Here is a 16598-nt window from a genome sequence, read left to right on the forward strand (position 1 = left end):
ACTTGTAATCAGACCCTTTTGTTTAATGGGTTTTACATATTTTCATTAGGCAAATTCCGAGAAATCGTATGATAAAATTAAAAATGACGAGGAGAGGATCAGATGGAATTCGAATTTTTCTTTCAAATTGCACTTATTTTATTAAGTACAAAGCTTGCTGGTGATCTTAGTGTTAGATTAGGTCAACCTTCTGTACTAGGTAAATTAATTGTCGGTATCGTTATCGGTCCAGCTGTATTAGGTTGGATTGAAAATTCAGAGCTTCTAACTCAATTAAGTAATGTCGGGGTTATTCTCTTAATGTTTATGGCTGGACTTGAAACAGACTTAGAAGAATTAAACGCAAATCGTAATTCTTCTTTAGCAGTTGCACTCGGAGGTATCATTCTTCCATTCGTAGGTGGTTACGTTTCCGGCCTTGTTATGGGAATGGAACAAGGAAACGCTGTATTCTTAGGATTACTTCTATGTGCGACAAGTGTTAGTATTTCCGTTCAAACACTTCGCGATTTAGGAAAGATGAAAACACGTGAAAGTACAACTATGCTAGGCGCAGCTGTATTTGATGACATTCTTGTTGTTATTTTATTAGCATTTGCAATGAGCTTCTTAGGTACTGATGATGTTAACTTAACAATGGTTATCTTGAAGAAAGTAGTATTCTTCGCTTCTATTATTTTAATCGGATGGAAAGGTGTTCCTGCGATTATGCGCTGGTTATCACCACTGCGCGTATCTGAGTCTATCGTGAGCGCGGCCCTTATCATCTGTTTCTCATTCGCATATTTCGGCGAATTATTAGGAATTGCTGGTATTATCGGTGCTTTCGCTGCTGGTATTGCAATTTCTCAAACAAACTACAAACATGAAGTAGAAAAGAAAGTAGAACCAATTGCTTACGCTATGTTCGTTCCAGTATTCTTCGTTAGTATCGGTATGAATATTACATTTGACGGTATCGGCAATCAAATTTGGTTCATCTTAGCATTAACTGTTATCGCTGTATTAACGAAATTAATCGGCTGTGGATTCGGTGCACGAATGACTGGATTTGCCGCTAAGTCTTCTGCAATTATCGGTGCTGGAATGGTTTCTCGTGGTGAAGTTGCACTTATCATCGCAGGAACAGGACTTTCTTCAGGTCTATTGGCACAAGATTACTTTACAGCAATCGTTATTGTCGTTATTTTAACTACAATGATTACACCACCAATGTTAAAATACACTTTTGGTGCAAAAGATAAAGCAATGAAAGCAAGTAAATAAATTTACTATAATAAAAGGAGATTGCTATTTTATAAGATAGCAATCTCCTTTTTGTTTTATCTTTAAACAATCCCGTTCTTTTTTAACCATTTTTCAAAAATAATTCGTGCTTCATCATCATCAATATCATTCCCAAATGAATACACCATAATGCCATAATCATCTATATATTTACCTAGCTTCATTCCCTCCACTTTCTTATAAAAATCGTCTGCCTCATAGTGCGGAATATAAGCATCCCAAACTGGTTCATTTATTCTTTTGTACGCCGTCACTTCTAAACCATATCCGTCTTCATAATATCCGATGTGATAATGTTTGTTAGGATCATATTTCTCCATTAAAAGTCCCCTCCTACTAAACAAGAGCGAGCCTTATATTACAGCTCGCTCCTCTCTCTATTTATTAAATACGCTCCATCGCTGTCTTCAACGTTCCAACAACGAAAGCAATCTCTTCACTTGAAATAACAAGAGGCGGCGCTAATGTTAAAACGTTATTATATCCTGCTGTTGTCATACCGTTTCGTCCTATAATTAAGCCCTTTTCTTTACAAGCATTTACAACACTTGCAATTTTGTCGTTATCAATTGGCTCTTTCGTCTCTTTATCATTTACTAATTCAATTCCAACTAATAGACCTTTTCCTCTAATATTCCCAACAAGCGGATGTTCCCCAATTTCATCTTTTAGTTGCTCTAATAAAAGGGAACCCATTTGCGCAGATCGCTCGATTAAATTTTCATTTTCCATAATCTCTAAGTTTTTAAGTGCTAATGCACAAGCTGCTGGATTTCCACCAAATGTATTAATATGGCGGAAGAATTCATATTCTCCTTTACCTTTAAAAGCCTCATATATTTCTTTTTTCACAGCTGTTGCAGATAATGGTAAATATGCGCTCGTAATGCCCTTTGCCATTGTAATAATATCTGGCTTCACATCATAATTCATAAACCCAAATGCTTTTCCTGTACGACCGAAACCGCAAATTACTTCATCACTAATAAGCAAGGCACCGTGTTTTTGACACGTCTCATGAACAGCTTTCATATAGTCTTGTGGTGGCATTAATATGCCCCCGCCTGTAATAATTGGTTCCATAATAAAAGCGGCAATTGTTTCACTTAATTCCCACGTCATAACACGATCGACTTCTTTCACACATTCTACATCATAAATATGCTGCCCTTCAATTTCAGACATACGGTAACAATCCGGTGGTGTTACGTGTAAAAAACCTGAAGCAAACGGCTCATACTGATATCTACGCTGCGCTTGTCCCGTCGCTGCCATTGTCGCCATTGTATTCCCGTGATACCCACGGTAACGTGACATAAATTTATAACGATGTGGTTCACCTTTTTGAGCATAGTATTGCCTTGCTATTTTAAAAGCTGTTTCGTTCGCTTCTGAACCACTATTTGAGAAGAAAATAACATACTCTCCCCCAAGCCACTCATTTAACTTTTCAGCAAGCTTTATAGCTGGCTCATGGGATTGTGACATTGGAAAGTATGATAATGTTTGTAATTGCTTATAAGCCGCTTCTGCGAGCTCTTTTCTTCCATATCCACTATTGACACACCAAAGGCCACTCATACCATCTAAATATCTTTTTCCTTGTATATCTTCAACCCAGCACCCTTCAGCTTTTGCCCCTACCATTGTACTATTTGGACTAAAGGGACGCATTCCGTGCCAAACATATTGCTCATCTTTTGCTAATAATTCATCAGTTTGCTTCGTTTTCATCATTACTTCCACCTTCCATAACAACTTATTTTTCACAAAAGCTGCGCTGGTGCCATGATGACTTAAATTTCTCCCTGCTATTTTCATTCCACAAAATTAAGACAAATCCTACTTACAAATCAGTAATATTTACAAGAAAATGACAAAAGAAAAAAGAGCTTTTCTTATCTATCGAAAAGCTCCTCTTTTATTTAATGTGAAGACGCATCGCTAATGCCATGACCAGTATTAGATTTCACTAGAATTTCATCAAATTTCGCTTCATCTTCTTTCTTACTAGATAAAACCGTTCCTAAATATGCTGCAAGAAATCCGAGTGGAATTGAAATAATTCCTGGTGTCGTATATGGGAATAACGCTTCCCCAACAAAAATAGCTTTTTCAGCTACAGGGTTCCAAACATTCGGACTCAACGCTACGAGAACAATTGCTGATACGAGACCTACAATCATACCCGAAATAGCACCCGTTGTATTAAAACGCTTCCAATATATTGTAAATAAAATTACTGGTAGATTTGCACTCGCTGCAACTGCAAATGCTAATGATACTAAAAATGCTACGTTTAATGTTTGGGCAAATAATGCAAGTATGATAGATAGTATCGCTACTCCAATAGATGCATAACGAGCCATGGATACTTGCTCTTTTTCCGTTGATTTTCCTTTACGAATGATTTCATTATAAAAATCATGAGCGAATGCTGATGCTGCTGTTAATACAAGACCTGCCACTACAGCCAAAATCGTTGCAAAAGCAATTGCTGATACGAAAGCAAATAAGAAGTCTCCACCTAACGCTTTGGCTAATAAAGGTGCCGCCATATTACCAGCTGGGTTTGCTTTAATAATCGCTTCATTTCCTACAAACGCTGCCGCACCAAATCCTAAGAAAATCGTCATAATATAAAATGCACCAATTAACCACGTCGCATATACGACAGATTGACGTGCAGTTTTTGCATCACGTACTGTAAAAAAGCGGACAAGTATATGTGGTAATCCAGCTGTACCAAGTACTAGTCCTAAATTTAAAGAAAGTGTATCAAGACCATCCTTATACTTTACACCTGGATTTAAAAATGAATCTTTTAAAGGTGTAGCTGTTTTCATTTGAGCGAACATTTCAGTCACGCTGAAGTTGAATTTTGCGAAAACGATAACAGAAATAATAAACGTACCAGCCATAAGTAATACAGCCTTTACGATTTGTACCCAGCTCGTTGCTGTCATACCTCCAAAAATAACATACACCGTCATAAGTGTTCCAACGATTAATACAGATGTCGTATATTCAATCCCTAATAATAATTTAATAAGTGCACCCGCGCCAACTAATTGTGCAATCATATAAAAGATAGAAATCGTCATCGTATTAAGAGCTGCAACTCCGCGAACTTTTTTCGCATCAAAGCGTGCTGCAATCATATCCGCCAAAGTGTACTTTCCTAAATTTCTAAGCGGTTCTGCAACAAGATATAGTACAACTAGATAAGCAACTAAAAAACCGATACTATAAAAGAATCCATCAAACCCAGTTAATGCGATTGCTCCAGCTATACCGAGAAATGAAGCAGCAGACATGTAATCTCCAGCAATGGCCAGACCATTTTGCCAACCAGTTAATCCCCCTCCAGCCGTATAAAATTCACTCGCATTTTTCGTTTTTTTCGATGCAAAATAGGTTATGACGAGCGTACCAAGAACAATAATTAAAAATAGTGCAAATGCAGTAGTATTCAAGTTCAGCCCCTCCCTTTTTGCATATCTTGCAGAATTTTTCGGGAGATTTCATCAAATGATTCTGCTTTTTTGCTATAAATCATACATAGTGCCCATGTCATGATAAATTGGGAAAAAGCAAATACCCACGCCCATGTAACGTCTCCAAATGCAGGTGTATTAAGCACCTTTGAATACGATGTTAGAATAGGTAATGCGATAAAAAAACTAAAAAAGAAAATACTCATTGGAATGATAAACTTCTTTTTCGTATTTAATAACAATTGAAATTCTTCCGACTGAACGACCTCTGTATAATTCACCTCATTTTGCAACTTACGTGCTGACGTATCGTCTCGTTTCATTAACCGATCCCCTCTCTTACTTGAAATACACTTCCCCCTTGCATACCTAAAGACTAAATTTTATAAATATTCAGAAACTTATATTCATTTTAGACAATCCATGCATTCATGCAAAGATTTTTTGATAGACATTTTTCGGCAATTTCCCCTAAATTTTTAATATACTTTTTCAAAATAAAGTGACACTTTACTTATTTATCCTCATTAAGACAAAAGCAGTGCTTAACGCACTACTTTTGTCTTTTTTTCCTTTTCTAAATTACGAGCCGTTTCGCTTAGCTCAACATCTTTTCCGTCTTTCAGTGTTCCAAATATAAAATCGAATACTGGATTTGAAACACCAAACCAAAACTTTTCATTTTTATAATGGTGTAATATATGTTGTTTTTTTAGCCATCTTCCAAACTTAGTGACGGGACGAATCGGTCTATGAGCAATATAATGTTTCCATTCGTAAACGAGCAGCATAATAATCATTCCGATTCCAAATGAAAGTGTAATAGTAACACTTTTTGTAATACCATATGCTATAAGTAAATATATAGTAAAACTAGGTATACTAAACCATACAGGTAAAAACAAAAGTTTTAAATCATCTGGATATACGTGGTGATCATAATGCAATCTTCTTAACACTTTTAATAGAAATGTGTTTTTAGGTGGCTTTATATGGAATAAAAAACGATGTGTCATATATTCATTAAGTGTATAGAAAACAATCCCAAACATACATGCTAACATGCCAAACCACGTAAAAAATTGCATTTTTAAAATAATAATGAAAACAAATAGAATGCTATACATAATAACGATATCATGTTGTAAAAAGAACTCTTTCCCCACTTTCTTCATCTTGTTTCCCCCTTTTCCCAAAAAACAGCCGCAACATATCGTTACGACTATTTCTTTTCTATTCTTATTCTATTCACTTTACAAATTTGCCTGCTGTTCTATTGTCGAGAAAAAATTGTTTGGTCCAAATATATTTTGCTTCGGAATAATATGTTCCACTGCAAACACTGTTACTTCTCCTCTTTGCACTTCTCCAATAATGAGCCCAAATATTTCATGATTTACTGCAAACGTCGGTTGCTTTGTTTGTAACAATCTTGCAGCATTATGAAATACCGCTTCATATAGTGGATTTCTATCAGTAATTTCTTTTCGGATTTTTGGCGCTAACGTAATTATAATTTCTTTTCCGTCAATAGTGGTTCGATACATAAAAATCTCCCCTTCAATCTTATGTGAACAACTGTAAAGCTTTGTATGCAAAATGTATAGAGTAACCTACTAAAATAATACCTGCTCCGGCTGTTATGTAGCCAAGCGCTTTTGGTTTTAATAAAGTTCTTCCAAAATGTACAGAAAAAGCAATATTTAAATTCCATAAAATAATACCAACAATAATGCAAAGACTGTACAAAAAAGCTTCTTGTTTCGTTACCTTCGTAAGTAATGAGCTAAGTGTACTTCCGTATATACCAAACCAAAAAACAAGATTTAATGGATTGGATATCGCAATTAAAAATCCTGCCATAAACGATTGCTTAAGGCCACCTACCTCTTCTTTTTTATATTCCATATTCGAGTCGAAAATTCCTTGTTTTACACTTTGAAATCCTAAATAAAATAACAAGAAAAAACCCGTGCAATACATGAAGGCTTGTACATATGTATACATAAACACAGAAGATAAACCGAAATAAATGAGAAGCATAAATAAAACATCTGCAGTCATTCCACCAATTCCAACAACCCAAGCGTGCCAAAACCCACGTTCAATTCCTCGTTTTAACATTTCAATATTAATCGGCCCTACTGGCGCAGCTAATGATATACCTAATACGATTTGCTGTATAATTGCTCCAAACATCGCTCTATCCTTTCTACTCTCTTTACTACTAGTTAATGATGTAATTTGAAAAAATAGACTAGCTTTCATAATAAAATACCCTTTTTTATCCAAAATATACAAAAGAGCCATCTAGGTGATGGCTCTTACTTTTCTATCCTATGAAGAAAAGGACATTTCCCTTTTATTGGCTCTACATCGTCTCCTATGAAATATTGTTTCCATTCACGATGCTCTGGGTCACCATAATGACTAATGTTAGGATGTTTCGGCAATTGATCCCACTTTTCAACTCGCTCACGAACCATTTGTCTTGAATATGCTCCTTTAGGACGATCTCCCTCTAATCCATCAAAAATAGTGCGTGGCTGAAACCCAATAACGAGAGAATTCCCTAAATGTCTAGTTTTTCGTTGTTTATAAGCTGGCGCATTTCCAAATGCGAATATTGGCTCACCACCAAATGAAAATTCCCATAAATAATGGTCTGGATCTTCAGGAATTTGCTTTGGCCATGCTTGATTATCGTTTTCATGTAAATACTGTAACACTTTCCAAAAGGAATCACGGTAATATTCGAGTGGCTGTTCTTCACATTCCGGTTCTACAAAAAGGAAAAAGCCCCTTCTTACAATCGGCCTCTCTTTCATTAACTCTAAAAAAGATAACATTGTATGTGGTAAATGACTCCAATCATTATGAGAAAGAAATGAATAACGAAGTTCATTCTTTTTCAAAGCTGTTAAACCGAAATAACATGGAAAAGTTGGTTCTAACACAACATTTGAAAAAATCTCAAATTCTTTTGCAACCCAATCCGGTATGTCGGTTCTCGTTCTCATTCCTTCATTATCTAATAAGTAAGACTTATTCATTCTTTCACCTCATTATGTATAGCATTCAATTAAGAATATTATATACTCAGCCTGTCCTATACCTATTTAAAAATTTGACTGAAAAATTATTTAAAAATACAAAAAAATAAAATCGCTTACTTGACTAAATTCTCCCAATTCGTGTATATTTAAATTAATCATTTAGCAGAATATTCAAGAATATAGCATTTTTAGTTTATATTATTTTTTTAAAATGAATTTCACTAAATGAAAATAGTAAACGCTTTTAGGAGGAATTGTAACATGCAAGGAAAAGTAAAATGGTTTAACAACGAAAAAGGTTTTGGATTTATCGAAATGGAAGGCGCTGACGATGTATTCGTACATTTCTCTGCTATTCAAGGCGACGGCTACAAAGCTTTAGAAGAAGGTCAAGAAGTATCTTTCGACATTACTGAAGGTAACCGCGGACCTCAAGCTGCTAACGTAGTAAAACTTTAATCCAACATATAACAGGAGGTTACCTTACTTGGTAACCTCCTTTGTTATTCCTTTGTATATTTCCGTTTTACAGAGCAAAAACTATGTGAAATGCGCACTATACAAAGGAGGAATTATTAATGGGATCAGAAGTAAATGATTTTGAAGAAGTGAAATTCCGTGTAGAAACAGCACAAAAAATGGTAGGATCAGCAACAATTTCAATGGATCCAGATACATTAGAACATGCTACTACTGCTGTAGAAGCAGCTCGCTCTCAGCTTGAAATTATGAAATCTGTTGCAACTGATTTAGATGAGCCATTTTTAATGAATGAGGAAAAAAAATTAAATAAATGTGAGCATCAACTAAACGAAGCAAGACACTAAAAAACATCCAGAGAATTTTCTCTGGATGTTTTTTCATGACAACTGTTCCCCATACTTTTTCAATGTTTCTCCCACTGTACATTGCCTTATACAAAATGAATGAGCGTAATACTTACTATTTGTCTTTCGATTATGTTCTCGCAAAAAACATCCTTCACAATACGTTTCTAATAAGTCATTTACCTCTGTAATGAGTTGCTTTTTATCCACCTTTGCACCTCTCTATTCGGTTATTTCTTTATGACTATCAATACTTGTTCCTTCTAATGCTTGCGTAGCTAATTGATGTGCTTCTTTATTTTGTTTTCTAGATATCGGCTCACATATAAGTTTTAATTTCATTTGCTTCGCCTTTTGCTCAATTTGGTCTAAATAATGATTTAAATGTTCATCATAACAAGGCCATTCTCCGGCTAATTGCTGCAGTACCACTTGTGAGTCTCCGCGAAGTGTAACTGCTTCATACTTAATCCCTAGTTCCTCGAGTATATTCATACCGTATAATAATGATGCATATTCCGCTTCATTATTATCATATATACCTTCTATATATGCATTGCGGCGAATGCGGTAGTTTGTATTTCCTTTTTTATAATACACACATATACCAACGCCAGCTTCTTTCGTTTGCACATCATACCCCCCATCAAAATAAACGAGTATTTCTTGGGGCTCTTCCTCTACTTGCTTACTTAACTTTTTCATCTCTTTTAATGACCATTCTGCGTCCATTTCATCGTAAAATAAAAGTTCCTTAGCTCTTCCTGTTTTCTCAAAATCCTCTGCAAATTGAAGTACTTCTTCTATGTTCATATACTCTGTTGTTAATTCCGTCTGCAATCCACGCTTCGTTTTATACAACCAATGAATTTTATATTTCATACTACATTCCCCTTATGTAAGACTTCTTATATATATCCGGCTAATTGAAGCCTCACTTTATTTTATTATATTTTATCTAGAGTCACAGCATTATATTCAATATGATTACATACAAAAAGAGCTATCCCTATAGGAATAGCTCTTTCATCTATTACATAAATCTTTCAAATTGTACTCGCTTATTAATCCAGTACATTACAGGCATACCGATCGCCATGACAACAAATTCACCAATTGCACAAGTTAACCAAGACAACATAAATGGTAAACCCAATGCAAGATGAAGTTCAATTGCAATCATAAACATTGTAATTGTAAAGATAACTGTATTAAAAATCATACGAGCCCAAACACCTTTAATAAATCGCATAGAAATAATCGTTGCAACTAACGCAAGAATAGATTGCCCTACTCCAAATACTAAATCGTAAGCGATCATAGGTGAGAAAAAGAGATTCGTTAAAAATACACCTAATACAATTCCGTAAATTGCTTTCTTGTTAAATACAACGAGATGATTAAACATCTCTGAAATACGAAATTGTACATTCGTAAAGCCAAATGGCTGAATAAGCATAGAAACAGCAATATATAATGCCGCTAAAATACCATTACCGACTAAAGTTCTAATATTCATGACAAAATCTCCTTAGTTTTTTTACGTGGGATGGTTTCGAACCACGTTATTCGTTTTTTAAGCAACAAGATTATATTTTACGTGGTAGCCCCTCTTTCGTCAATAGATTCCTATCATAAACTACCTTTTTCCTTTTAGACAACGTATAATGAAACATATGAAAGATTTAGGAGGTTTCACTTCATGACAGCAACAATTCAAAATGAAAAAGTGATCGTTTCCATTTCTGACAAAGGTGCAGAATTACAGAGCGTTCGCTTAAAAGAAGACAACACAGAATATTTATGGCAAGGTGATTCTACTTATTGGGGACGCCGTGCACCAATTTTGTTCCCAATTGTCGGTCGATTAGTAGATAATACATACTACGTAGACGGTAAACCATATTCATTAACACAACACGGTTTCGCCCGTGATCTTACTTTCTCTGTGAAAGAACAAAGCGAAACAAAAATCACTTATACCGTTACTAGTAATGAAGAAACATTAAAAAAATACCCATACGAATTCGAATTACTCGTTTCTTATGAGCTAAATGGACAAAGCGTTCATATAACATATGAAGTAAACAATCCTACTTCAAAAGAGATGTTCTTCTCAATCGGAGCACATCCTGGATTCAACTTCCCTTTATTGGACGGTGAATCATTTACAGATTATCACTTATCGTTTAATGGTTCGGAACGCTTAGAAACAAGCGTATTAGAAGGACCTTATCTTTCAAACAAAAAGCAATTAATCGCTGAAAATACGACTGAATTGCCACTTACATATGATTTATTCAAAAATGATGCACTTATTTTTGAACATATGAATACGAATGAAATTTCGATTCGTTCTCATAAACATAATAAATTTGTAAAAGTAGAATTTGATGGATTCCCATTTGTTGGCGTATGGACACCAGGGGATAACGCACCTTTCTTATGTATTGAACCTTGGTATGGCATCGCTGATGAAGTAAATCCAGCAAAAGATTTCAAGAACAAAAAGGGAATTCAATCTTTACAAGCGAATGAAACATTTACATGTCGTTACAGCATCACAATCGGATAACTACTCTATCCCCTACTTCAAAAAAATATTTAAGTAGGGGATCATCTTATAATTTGGAGGTTTCTCATTTTGATTGAAGTATATATTGATGGTGCATCAAAAGGAAATCCTGGTCCTTCTGGTGCAGGAGTGTTTATTAAAGGCGTTCAGCCACCTGTACAATTATCAGTACCACTTGGAACAATGTCCAATCATGAAGCAGAATACCGCGCTTTACTTTTAGCATTAAAATATTGCATCGAGCATAATTATAGCACTGTCTCTTTTCGTACAGATTCGCAGCTTGTTGAGCGGGCTGTTGAAAAGGAATACGCAAAAAATAAAATATTTGCACCTCTTTTAGATGAAGCACTGCAGTACATAAAAAACTTCGATCTCTTTTTTATTAAGTGGATTCCAAGTAGTCAAAATAAAGTAGCTGATGAATTAGCTAGAAAAGCTATCTTACAAAATTAACGGGGGTATGAGTGTGAAAAAAGAGTGGATTGCTCCTCTTGCTTTATTATTTGTCTCTTTTATTTGGGGAGCTACGTTTGTTGTCGTTCAAAACGCTATGTCTTTCGTTGGTCCATTTACGTTTAATGGTATTCGCTTTTTATTCGCTGGAATTATTTTATTATTCGTTCAAATTATTTCCTCACAGAAAACTTCAAAACAAGAATTAAAACATAGTAGTTTAGCTGGATTAATGGTTGGGTTCTTCTTATTTGTCGGCTATTTATTACAAACATTTGGCTTACTTTATACAACTTCTTCAAAAGCAGGTTTCTTAACTGGGCTAAGCATTGTTATGGTCCCAATCTTATCATTTATCTTCTTAAAACAAAAAGCCACCATTTTCATCGTACTTGGTATTGCTGTAGCTACAACAGGTTTGTACTTATTAACAGCTGCTGATTCTTTCCAATTAAATATAGGAGATATACTTGTTCTTGGTTGTGCAGTCGCTTTCGCTGCCCATATTCTTATTAACGGCTTCTTTTCTAAAAAAATATCACCTTTATTATTAAGCACATCTCAAGTATTAGCTGTTGGTATATTTTCTTCTATTTGCGCTTTCTTGTTTGAAGATTGGGAAAAGTTATTTTCAGTATCACTATGGACGAATCAATCCTTTTTATTCGCACTCTTTCTAACTGCCCTGTTTGCAACATCTATTGCTTTTTTCATTCAAACATCGGCACAAAAACACACTTCTCCAACGAGAGTAGCAATTATTTTCGCAATGGAGCCCGTTTTTGCTGCATTAACAAGCGTTCTCGTTGCAAATGAACAACTTTCTATTTCTGCTATTATCGGATGTCTATGTATTTTTCTAGGCATGATTTTTGTTGAATTACCTTCCAAAACAAAAAAAGAAGCGCAGGCTGCGTGAAGTTACGCTTGTAACTTCCGCATAAAAGCCTTAGCGCTTTTTTTATCTGTAATTTCTTCCTCTTTCAATCGTTCTAATAACGCAACGAAATAACTACCATCAAACTGCAATTGATGTTTAATTGTGGCTTCTATTGCTGCGTTCACAATCCCATCAGACGCACCAGTATATCCTTGTCCAAACATAATAAACCCTTGTGCTTCCTCTGATAATTTAAATCCTTTCGTATGTAAGAATGAAAGATAATCTTCTACTGTTTGCATGTTATTCCCACCTACTCAAAAATTCTCCATCTCCTATCATACATGTTTTTACACGCTATGAGAATGAAATTTCTTTGACAACTTTGTAAATCAATCTTCTACTTCTCTTACAATGGAGGATTTTCTAACAATCTGAAGGAATATGTACAGTGGAACTTATTTCATATTAAAGGGGAGACACGATGAAACAAGCACTATTAATTATTGACGCTCAGCAAGAATTAATTGATGGAAATGAGCAAGAAAATGAAGTTTTTCGTAAAACCGAGCTATTATCTACACTAAATATAGCCCTGCAGAAAGCAATAGATTCAAATGCTCTTATTGTTTTCGTAAGAGATATCGATGTTGCTTCTGGTAGTGGCGAAGGATTTGAAGTACATAATCAAATTCAAGTACCCCAGTCTGCAATCTTTATTAATAAAGCAGCAACCAATTCATTCTACGGCACTTCTTTACTTGAACTTTTAAAAGAAGAAAACATTAATCATATTGTTATAGGCGGATGTAAAACAGAACATTGCATTGACACTGCCGTTAGGACAGCAACTGTACAAGGATTTGACGTTACATTAATTAAAAACGGGCATTCAACAACTGATTCTAACGTATTGTCTGCAGAGCAAATTATTGGTCATCACAATAAAACTTTACACGGTCATTATAACGTTGATCATTTTTCTATGGTGAGAGATATCGAGGAAGACCTCTTTCAGCCGACTCATGATCAATATCGTGATTAGCGAAAAAGAATCCTTCATTCAGAAGGATTCTTTTTCACCCAAAAATTTGTGCTGCAATGCTATATAACTCATTATTCCTTTTTAATAATTGACCGCTATTTTTCATCATAATTGGTGGTGTATTCACCTTTTTAAAACCAGCAATCTCTAATACTTTCATGAAATCTTTCTTTCCTTCTAGTACATCAATTCTTAATTTACCATTATGCCCTTTTGCTAAATCATGTACAATTCTCATTGCCATCTCATCATTTTTAGCAACAACCGGCCCTATTATCTTATTTTCTGGTGTTTGTATGCTTAAACCGTAACCTAATACATTTTGTTCCTTGTCCTTTACAACGATACACTGTTCACTTTGCATAATTCTTTTCTTTAAAAACTCTTTTCTATTTGTTCCAAACGCATATTCATCTATTTTTATTATTTTTTCTAAATCACCCTCTTCATAATTCATCACATAATCTTCATTTCTTACACAATAATGTTTCGCATTGTATGAGTTACATATGTATTTAGAAACATAACTTACTGCCCTAAATCCTAACTTTTCATATAAAGGTTTCCCCTCATCCGTAGCAATAAGCATAATTGGAGTATGAGCTGATACGCTTTTAACGCACGCTTCCGTTATTATCTTTCCAATCCCTCTCCCCTTATAATCTGGATGTACAATCACCATTCCGATAGATGCTAATTTCTCCCCATATAATATTATTGCTGCGCTAGCAATTAGTTCCTCTTTCTCATTCCAAACACCGTATACAATCCCTGCGTTAAAAATAGTCTCAATTTCTTCTCTGTTATAATCCCAACCAATATAAGAAGATAGCGCTACAATGTCGCTTATTTGTTCTTTCCGAAGACGCTCCACTCTAATTTCCAATTCAATCATACTCCATCCCCTTATCTAGACATTTAAATCATTATTACGAAATCAACTTGTACATGTTTCCCTTTATTTGTCACACACATATGTTATTTTGACCAAGACTATATTGTAAATGAGGTGACAACATGCCCATTACGAATCGATTTTCTACCACCACTAACGGCGCACTCGCTATTACAGGTAATACTTTAGGCTTAAGTAAAATCAGCAATCAAAACCGTGCTGGTACAATCGGGGCAATTGGTGCATTCGCAACTACGAATACTGCTTTACAAGTAACTACTTTTCCTGCTGGTACAACATTAAACTATACACAAAATAGTTCTACCGCTATTTTAAATATCCCTGCTGGTAGTACTATTCTTTACGCAGAACTCGTTTGGGGTGGAAACTATTTATCTCGTGATCAAAACATTACGAGTGTATTAGGAAACCCAGTTTCTTTTACAACACCTGTTTCAACATACTCGATTACTCCTTCAGCTGTTACGGCTTCAAATCAAACTTTCGTTTCAAACTCTATTACATTTGGCTTTTACACTCGTTCAGCAGACGTAACAACTCTTATTCAAGCGGGAGGTGCTGGTTCCTATACTACAGGAGCGGTTCCTGGACTTGTAGATCCTATAGATGCTTCTAATGGAACAATTAATTCGGCTGGATGGACGCTTATCGTCGCTTATCAAAACGGGACATTGCCAGCAAGAAACTTAACCATTTATGTAGCGGGTAACCGTGTTTCTGCAGAAACTGGTAGTGCCGATGTATCTGTTTCTGGATTTTTAACACCTTCAGGAGGACCAGTAAGCGGGAGATTATTTTTAAGTTCTACCGAAGGAGATGCAGATTTAACCGGGGATCAAGCTTTATTTGGACCAAATTTCAGTTCATTAAATGCTTTATCTGGACCAAATAATGCCATAAATAATTTCTTCGGTTCTCAAGTTAATAATGCTGCAGGAAACTTAGATACAACTGGGACATTTGGAACGCGAAATCAAAGTGCTTCTACAGGTACAAACATTTCCGCAGGAAGACAGGGCTGGGATATCACTTCTATTGATATTTCTCCTTATTTAACAAACTCACAAGTATCCGCTGCAATCCGTTTAACTACTAACGGAGATGCATATATGTTAAATACAGTCGGCTTACAAATTAATATAAACTCCCCAAATATACAAGCAACGAAAAGCGTAAATAAAAGTGTTGCTGCAATTGGAGATATTCTCACTTATACAGTTACTATCCCTAACACCGGGCTTCTTCCTGCCAATAACGCTATTTTTATAGATAGTCTCCCTAATGGTACTTCTTTTATACCCGGCACTGTAACAGTAGATAACGTACCACAAACAAATGCAAATCCTGCGGCTGGTATATCTCTTGGAACAATTAATAATGGTGCTTCTCGTATAGTAACTTTCCAAGCTACTGTCGTTTCTCTTCCAAGTCAAAATCCTATCTCTAACACTGCTAATATTACATTTCAATATACACCAATCGCCGGAGGAACAACTTTTAATGGTCTTGCAACAAGTAACTCTGCTGGAACACAAATTAACCTCGCAGATATTAATGGAACAAAATCAGTTAACAAACTTTTTACCGATATTGGTGAAACATTAACTTACAGTATTGCCTTAGCTAATATAGGAAATATCGCTGCAACAAATGTGATATATACGGACCCGATTCCTAGCGGGACTACTTTCATTCCAGGGAGTGTAACTGTGAACGGAGTTACTCAAGCTGGCGCAAATCCCGCTAATGGTATAACAATTGGATCAATTGCCGCAAATTCCACTACTACTATTTCATTCCAAGTACTCGTTCCTTCTATCCCGCAAACAAACCCAATATTAAATAGTGGAACAACAACATATCAATACACTCCTGTACCAAATCAACCAGCAGTAAGCGGGACTGATACGACAAATATCGTATCCACTCAAGTGAATAACGCTACTGTAACAATGACAAAAGCAGTAGATAAAAATTTTGCAGATATTGGTGATACACTAACGTACACCGTTTCCTTTACAGGTACAGGTAATACAAATGCGAACAATGTTATTTTTAC

Annotated in this window: 21 protein-coding genes and 1 riboswitch; of the genes, 8 read left to right on the forward strand and 13 right to left on the reverse strand. The window is 35.4% G+C overall.

Features of this window, described 5'->3' with window-relative positions; translation table 11 throughout:
• The first annotated feature begins 102 nt into the window (after positions 1 to 102).
• Positions 103 to 1266: a cation:proton antiporter gene (locus tag BLT20_RS14580; RefSeq protein WP_073340059.1), complete on the forward strand. Its 1164-nt coding sequence runs from the start codon at positions 103 to 105 to the stop codon at positions 1264 to 1266.
• A gap of 62 nt (positions 1267 to 1328) precedes the next feature.
• On the opposite strand, the gene BLT20_RS14585 is transcribed toward BLT20_RS14580, so the two are convergent.
• From BLT20_RS14585 to BLT20_RS14620, 8 genes are all read right to left on the reverse strand, one after another.
• The gene (locus BLT20_RS14585) at positions 1329 to 1607 is read right to left on the reverse strand and encodes a DUF3986 family protein (RefSeq protein WP_000417072.1); all 279 of its coding nucleotides are present in this window, start codon (positions 1605 to 1607) and stop codon (positions 1329 to 1331) included.
• Positions 1608 to 1671: 64 nt separating this feature from the next.
• Positions 1672 to 3021 carry an aspartate aminotransferase family protein gene (locus tag BLT20_RS14590; protein ID WP_000850977.1) on the reverse strand — a complete coding sequence of 450 codons (1350 nt, stop codon included), beginning with the start codon at positions 3019 to 3021 and terminating at the stop codon, positions 1672 to 1674.
• A 191-nt stretch (positions 3022 to 3212) separates the two neighbouring features.
• A complete protein-coding gene (locus BLT20_RS14595) occupies positions 3213 to 4763 on the reverse strand; it encodes a solute symporter family protein (RefSeq protein ID WP_001098234.1) in 1551 nt (516 codons plus the stop codon).
• Positions 4764 to 4765: 2 nt separating this feature from the next.
• The gene (locus tag BLT20_RS14600; protein WP_000817366.1) at positions 4766 to 5107 is read right to left on the reverse strand and encodes a DUF485 domain-containing protein; all 342 of its coding nucleotides are present in this window, start codon (positions 5105 to 5107) and stop codon (positions 4766 to 4768) included.
• A 222-nt stretch (positions 5108 to 5329) separates the two neighbouring features.
• Positions 5330 to 5959: a sterol desaturase family protein gene (locus tag BLT20_RS14605; RefSeq protein WP_000755402.1), complete on the reverse strand. Its 630-nt coding sequence runs from the start codon at positions 5957 to 5959 to the stop codon at positions 5330 to 5332.
• A 78-nt stretch (positions 5960 to 6037) separates the two neighbouring features.
• Positions 6038 to 6331 (reverse strand): hypothetical protein, encoded by a 294-nt coding sequence (locus BLT20_RS14610; RefSeq protein ID WP_000286361.1) that lies wholly within the window; start codon positions 6329 to 6331, stop codon positions 6038 to 6040.
• A gap of 19 nt (positions 6332 to 6350) precedes the next feature.
• Positions 6351 to 7094, reverse strand: a complete 744-nt coding sequence (locus tag BLT20_RS14615; protein ID WP_001196841.1) for a LysE family transporter — start codon at positions 7092 to 7094, stop codon at positions 6351 to 6353.
• Positions 7095 to 7108: 14 nt separating this feature from the next.
• Positions 7109 to 7837 carry a YqcI/YcgG family protein gene (locus BLT20_RS14620; protein WP_001043767.1) on the reverse strand — a complete coding sequence of 243 codons (729 nt, stop codon included), beginning with the start codon at positions 7835 to 7837 and terminating at the stop codon, positions 7109 to 7111.
• A gap of 264 nt (positions 7838 to 8101) precedes the next feature.
• Here BLT20_RS14620 and cspB point away from each other — a divergent pair, with 264 nt between their 5' ends.
• Positions 8102 to 8299 (forward strand): cold shock-like protein CspB, encoded by a 198-nt coding sequence (gene cspB / locus BLT20_RS14625; protein ID WP_001161731.1) that lies wholly within the window; start codon positions 8102 to 8104, stop codon positions 8297 to 8299.
• Between the two features lie 119 nt (positions 8300 to 8418).
• Positions 8419 to 8667, forward strand: coding sequence for a DUF2564 family protein (locus BLT20_RS14630; protein WP_000534392.1), 249 nt, complete (start codon positions 8419 to 8421; stop codon positions 8665 to 8667).
• 33 nt (positions 8668 to 8700) lie between these two features.
• Here BLT20_RS14630 and BLT20_RS14635 read toward each other — a convergent pair whose 3' ends face one another.
• From BLT20_RS14635 to BLT20_RS14645, 3 genes are all read right to left on the reverse strand, one after another.
• The gene (locus tag BLT20_RS14635) at positions 8701 to 8877 is read right to left on the reverse strand and encodes a zinc-finger domain-containing protein (protein WP_000358801.1); all 177 of its coding nucleotides are present in this window, start codon (positions 8875 to 8877) and stop codon (positions 8701 to 8703) included.
• Between the two features lie 12 nt (positions 8878 to 8889).
• Entirely contained in the window at positions 8890 to 9549 is a 660-nt protein-coding gene (locus BLT20_RS14640; RefSeq protein ID WP_000875547.1) for a ribonuclease H family protein, read from the reverse strand.
• Between the two features lie 151 nt (positions 9550 to 9700).
• Positions 9701 to 10186 (reverse strand): QueT transporter family protein, encoded by a 486-nt coding sequence (locus tag BLT20_RS14645; RefSeq protein WP_001026474.1) that lies wholly within the window; start codon positions 10184 to 10186, stop codon positions 9701 to 9703.
• A gap of 6 nt (positions 10187 to 10192) precedes the next feature.
• Positions 10193 to 10237, reverse strand: a riboswitch (PreQ1 riboswitch).
• Positions 10238 to 10369: 132 nt separating this feature from the next.
• Between BLT20_RS14645 and BLT20_RS14650 the strand changes: the two genes are divergently transcribed.
• The 3 genes from BLT20_RS14650 (at position 10370) to BLT20_RS14660 (ending at position 12617) form a co-directional block, all read left to right on the forward strand.
• The gene (locus BLT20_RS14650; protein WP_000127420.1) at positions 10370 to 11242 is read left to right on the forward strand and encodes an aldose 1-epimerase family protein; all 873 of its coding nucleotides are present in this window, start codon (positions 10370 to 10372) and stop codon (positions 11240 to 11242) included.
• Positions 11243 to 11311: 69 nt separating this feature from the next.
• Positions 11312 to 11698, forward strand: a complete 387-nt coding sequence (locus BLT20_RS14655; protein WP_000573880.1) for a reverse transcriptase-like protein — start codon at positions 11312 to 11314, stop codon at positions 11696 to 11698.
• Between the two features lie 13 nt (positions 11699 to 11711).
• The gene (locus BLT20_RS14660; protein WP_000712614.1) at positions 11712 to 12617 is read left to right on the forward strand and encodes a DMT family transporter; all 906 of its coding nucleotides are present in this window, start codon (positions 11712 to 11714) and stop codon (positions 12615 to 12617) included.
• A 2-nt stretch (positions 12618 to 12619) separates the two neighbouring features.
• Here BLT20_RS14660 and BLT20_RS14665 read toward each other — a convergent pair whose 3' ends face one another.
• Entirely contained in the window at positions 12620 to 12880 is a 261-nt protein-coding gene (locus BLT20_RS14665) for a DUF6123 family protein (RefSeq protein WP_001195212.1), read from the reverse strand.
• Between the two features lie 182 nt (positions 12881 to 13062).
• On the opposite strand from BLT20_RS14665, the gene BLT20_RS14670 reads away from it, so the two are divergent.
• Positions 13063 to 13623, forward strand: a complete 561-nt coding sequence (locus BLT20_RS14670; protein WP_000806320.1) for a cysteine hydrolase family protein — start codon at positions 13063 to 13065, stop codon at positions 13621 to 13623.
• A gap of 34 nt (positions 13624 to 13657) precedes the next feature.
• On the opposite strand, the gene BLT20_RS14675 is transcribed toward BLT20_RS14670, so the two are convergent.
• Complete coding sequence (locus BLT20_RS14675) at positions 13658 to 14518, reverse strand: GNAT family N-acetyltransferase (protein ID WP_000571023.1); 861 nt, start codon at positions 14516 to 14518, stop codon at positions 13658 to 13660.
• 122 nt (positions 14519 to 14640) lie between these two features.
• Between BLT20_RS14675 and BLT20_RS14680 the strand changes: the two genes are divergently transcribed.
• A partial coding sequence (locus BLT20_RS14680) for a beta strand repeat-containing protein (protein WP_141769998.1) occupies positions 14641 to 16598 on the forward strand: 1958 nt, incomplete at its 3' end.

Origin of the sequence: Bacillus sp. cl96 (assembly GCF_900100505.1) — a bacterium.
GTDB lineage: Bacteria > Bacillota > Bacilli > Bacillales > Bacillaceae_G > Bacillus_A > Bacillus_A cereus.

Excerpts from the sequence above, each read along its gene's own strand:
- BLT20_RS14610 (WP_000286361.1), bottom strand. The coding sequence starts at position 6,331 with ATGTATCGAACCACTATTGACGGAAAAGAAATTATAATTACGTTAGCG.
- BLT20_RS14675 (WP_000571023.1), bottom strand. The coding sequence starts at position 14,518 with ATGATTGAATTGGAAATTAGAGTGGAGCGTCTTCGGAAAGAACAAATA.
- BLT20_RS14580 (WP_073340059.1), top strand. The coding sequence starts at position 103 with ATGGAATTCGAATTTTTCTTTCAAATTGCACTTATTTTATTAAGTACA.
- cspB (WP_001161731.1), top strand. The coding sequence starts at position 8,102 with ATGCAAGGAAAAGTAAAATGGTTTAACAACGAAAAAGGTTTTGGATTT.
- BLT20_RS14600 (WP_000817366.1), bottom strand. The coding sequence starts at position 5,107 with ATGAAACGAGACGATACGTCAGCACGTAAGTTGCAAAATGAGGTGAAT.
- BLT20_RS14640 (WP_000875547.1), bottom strand. The coding sequence starts at position 9,549 with ATGAAATATAAAATTCATTGGTTGTATAAAACGAAGCGTGGATTGCAG.
- BLT20_RS14670 (WP_000806320.1), top strand. The coding sequence starts at position 13,063 with ATGAAACAAGCACTATTAATTATTGACGCTCAGCAAGAATTAATTGAT.
- BLT20_RS14650 (WP_000127420.1), top strand. The coding sequence starts at position 10,370 with ATGACAGCAACAATTCAAAATGAAAAAGTGATCGTTTCCATTTCTGAC.
- BLT20_RS14605 (WP_000755402.1), bottom strand. The coding sequence starts at position 5,959 with ATGAAGAAAGTGGGGAAAGAGTTCTTTTTACAACATGATATCGTTATT.
- BLT20_RS14620 (WP_001043767.1), bottom strand. The coding sequence starts at position 7,837 with ATGAATAAGTCTTACTTATTAGATAATGAAGGAATGAGAACGAGAACC.
- BLT20_RS14585 (WP_000417072.1), bottom strand. The coding sequence starts at position 1,607 with ATGGAGAAATATGATCCTAACAAACATTATCACATCGGATATTATGAA.
- BLT20_RS14590 (WP_000850977.1), bottom strand. The coding sequence starts at position 3,021 with ATGAAAACGAAGCAAACTGATGAATTATTAGCAAAAGATGAGCAATAT.
- BLT20_RS14630 (WP_000534392.1), top strand. The coding sequence starts at position 8,419 with ATGGGATCAGAAGTAAATGATTTTGAAGAAGTGAAATTCCGTGTAGAA.
- BLT20_RS14615 (WP_001196841.1), bottom strand. The coding sequence starts at position 7,094 with ATGGCTCTTTTGTATATTTTGGATAAAAAAGGGTATTTTATTATGAAA.
- BLT20_RS14665 (WP_001195212.1), bottom strand. The coding sequence starts at position 12,880 with ATGCAAACAGTAGAAGATTATCTTTCATTCTTACATACGAAAGGATTT.
- BLT20_RS14645 (WP_001026474.1), bottom strand. The coding sequence starts at position 10,186 with ATGAATATTAGAACTTTAGTCGGTAATGGTATTTTAGCGGCATTATAT.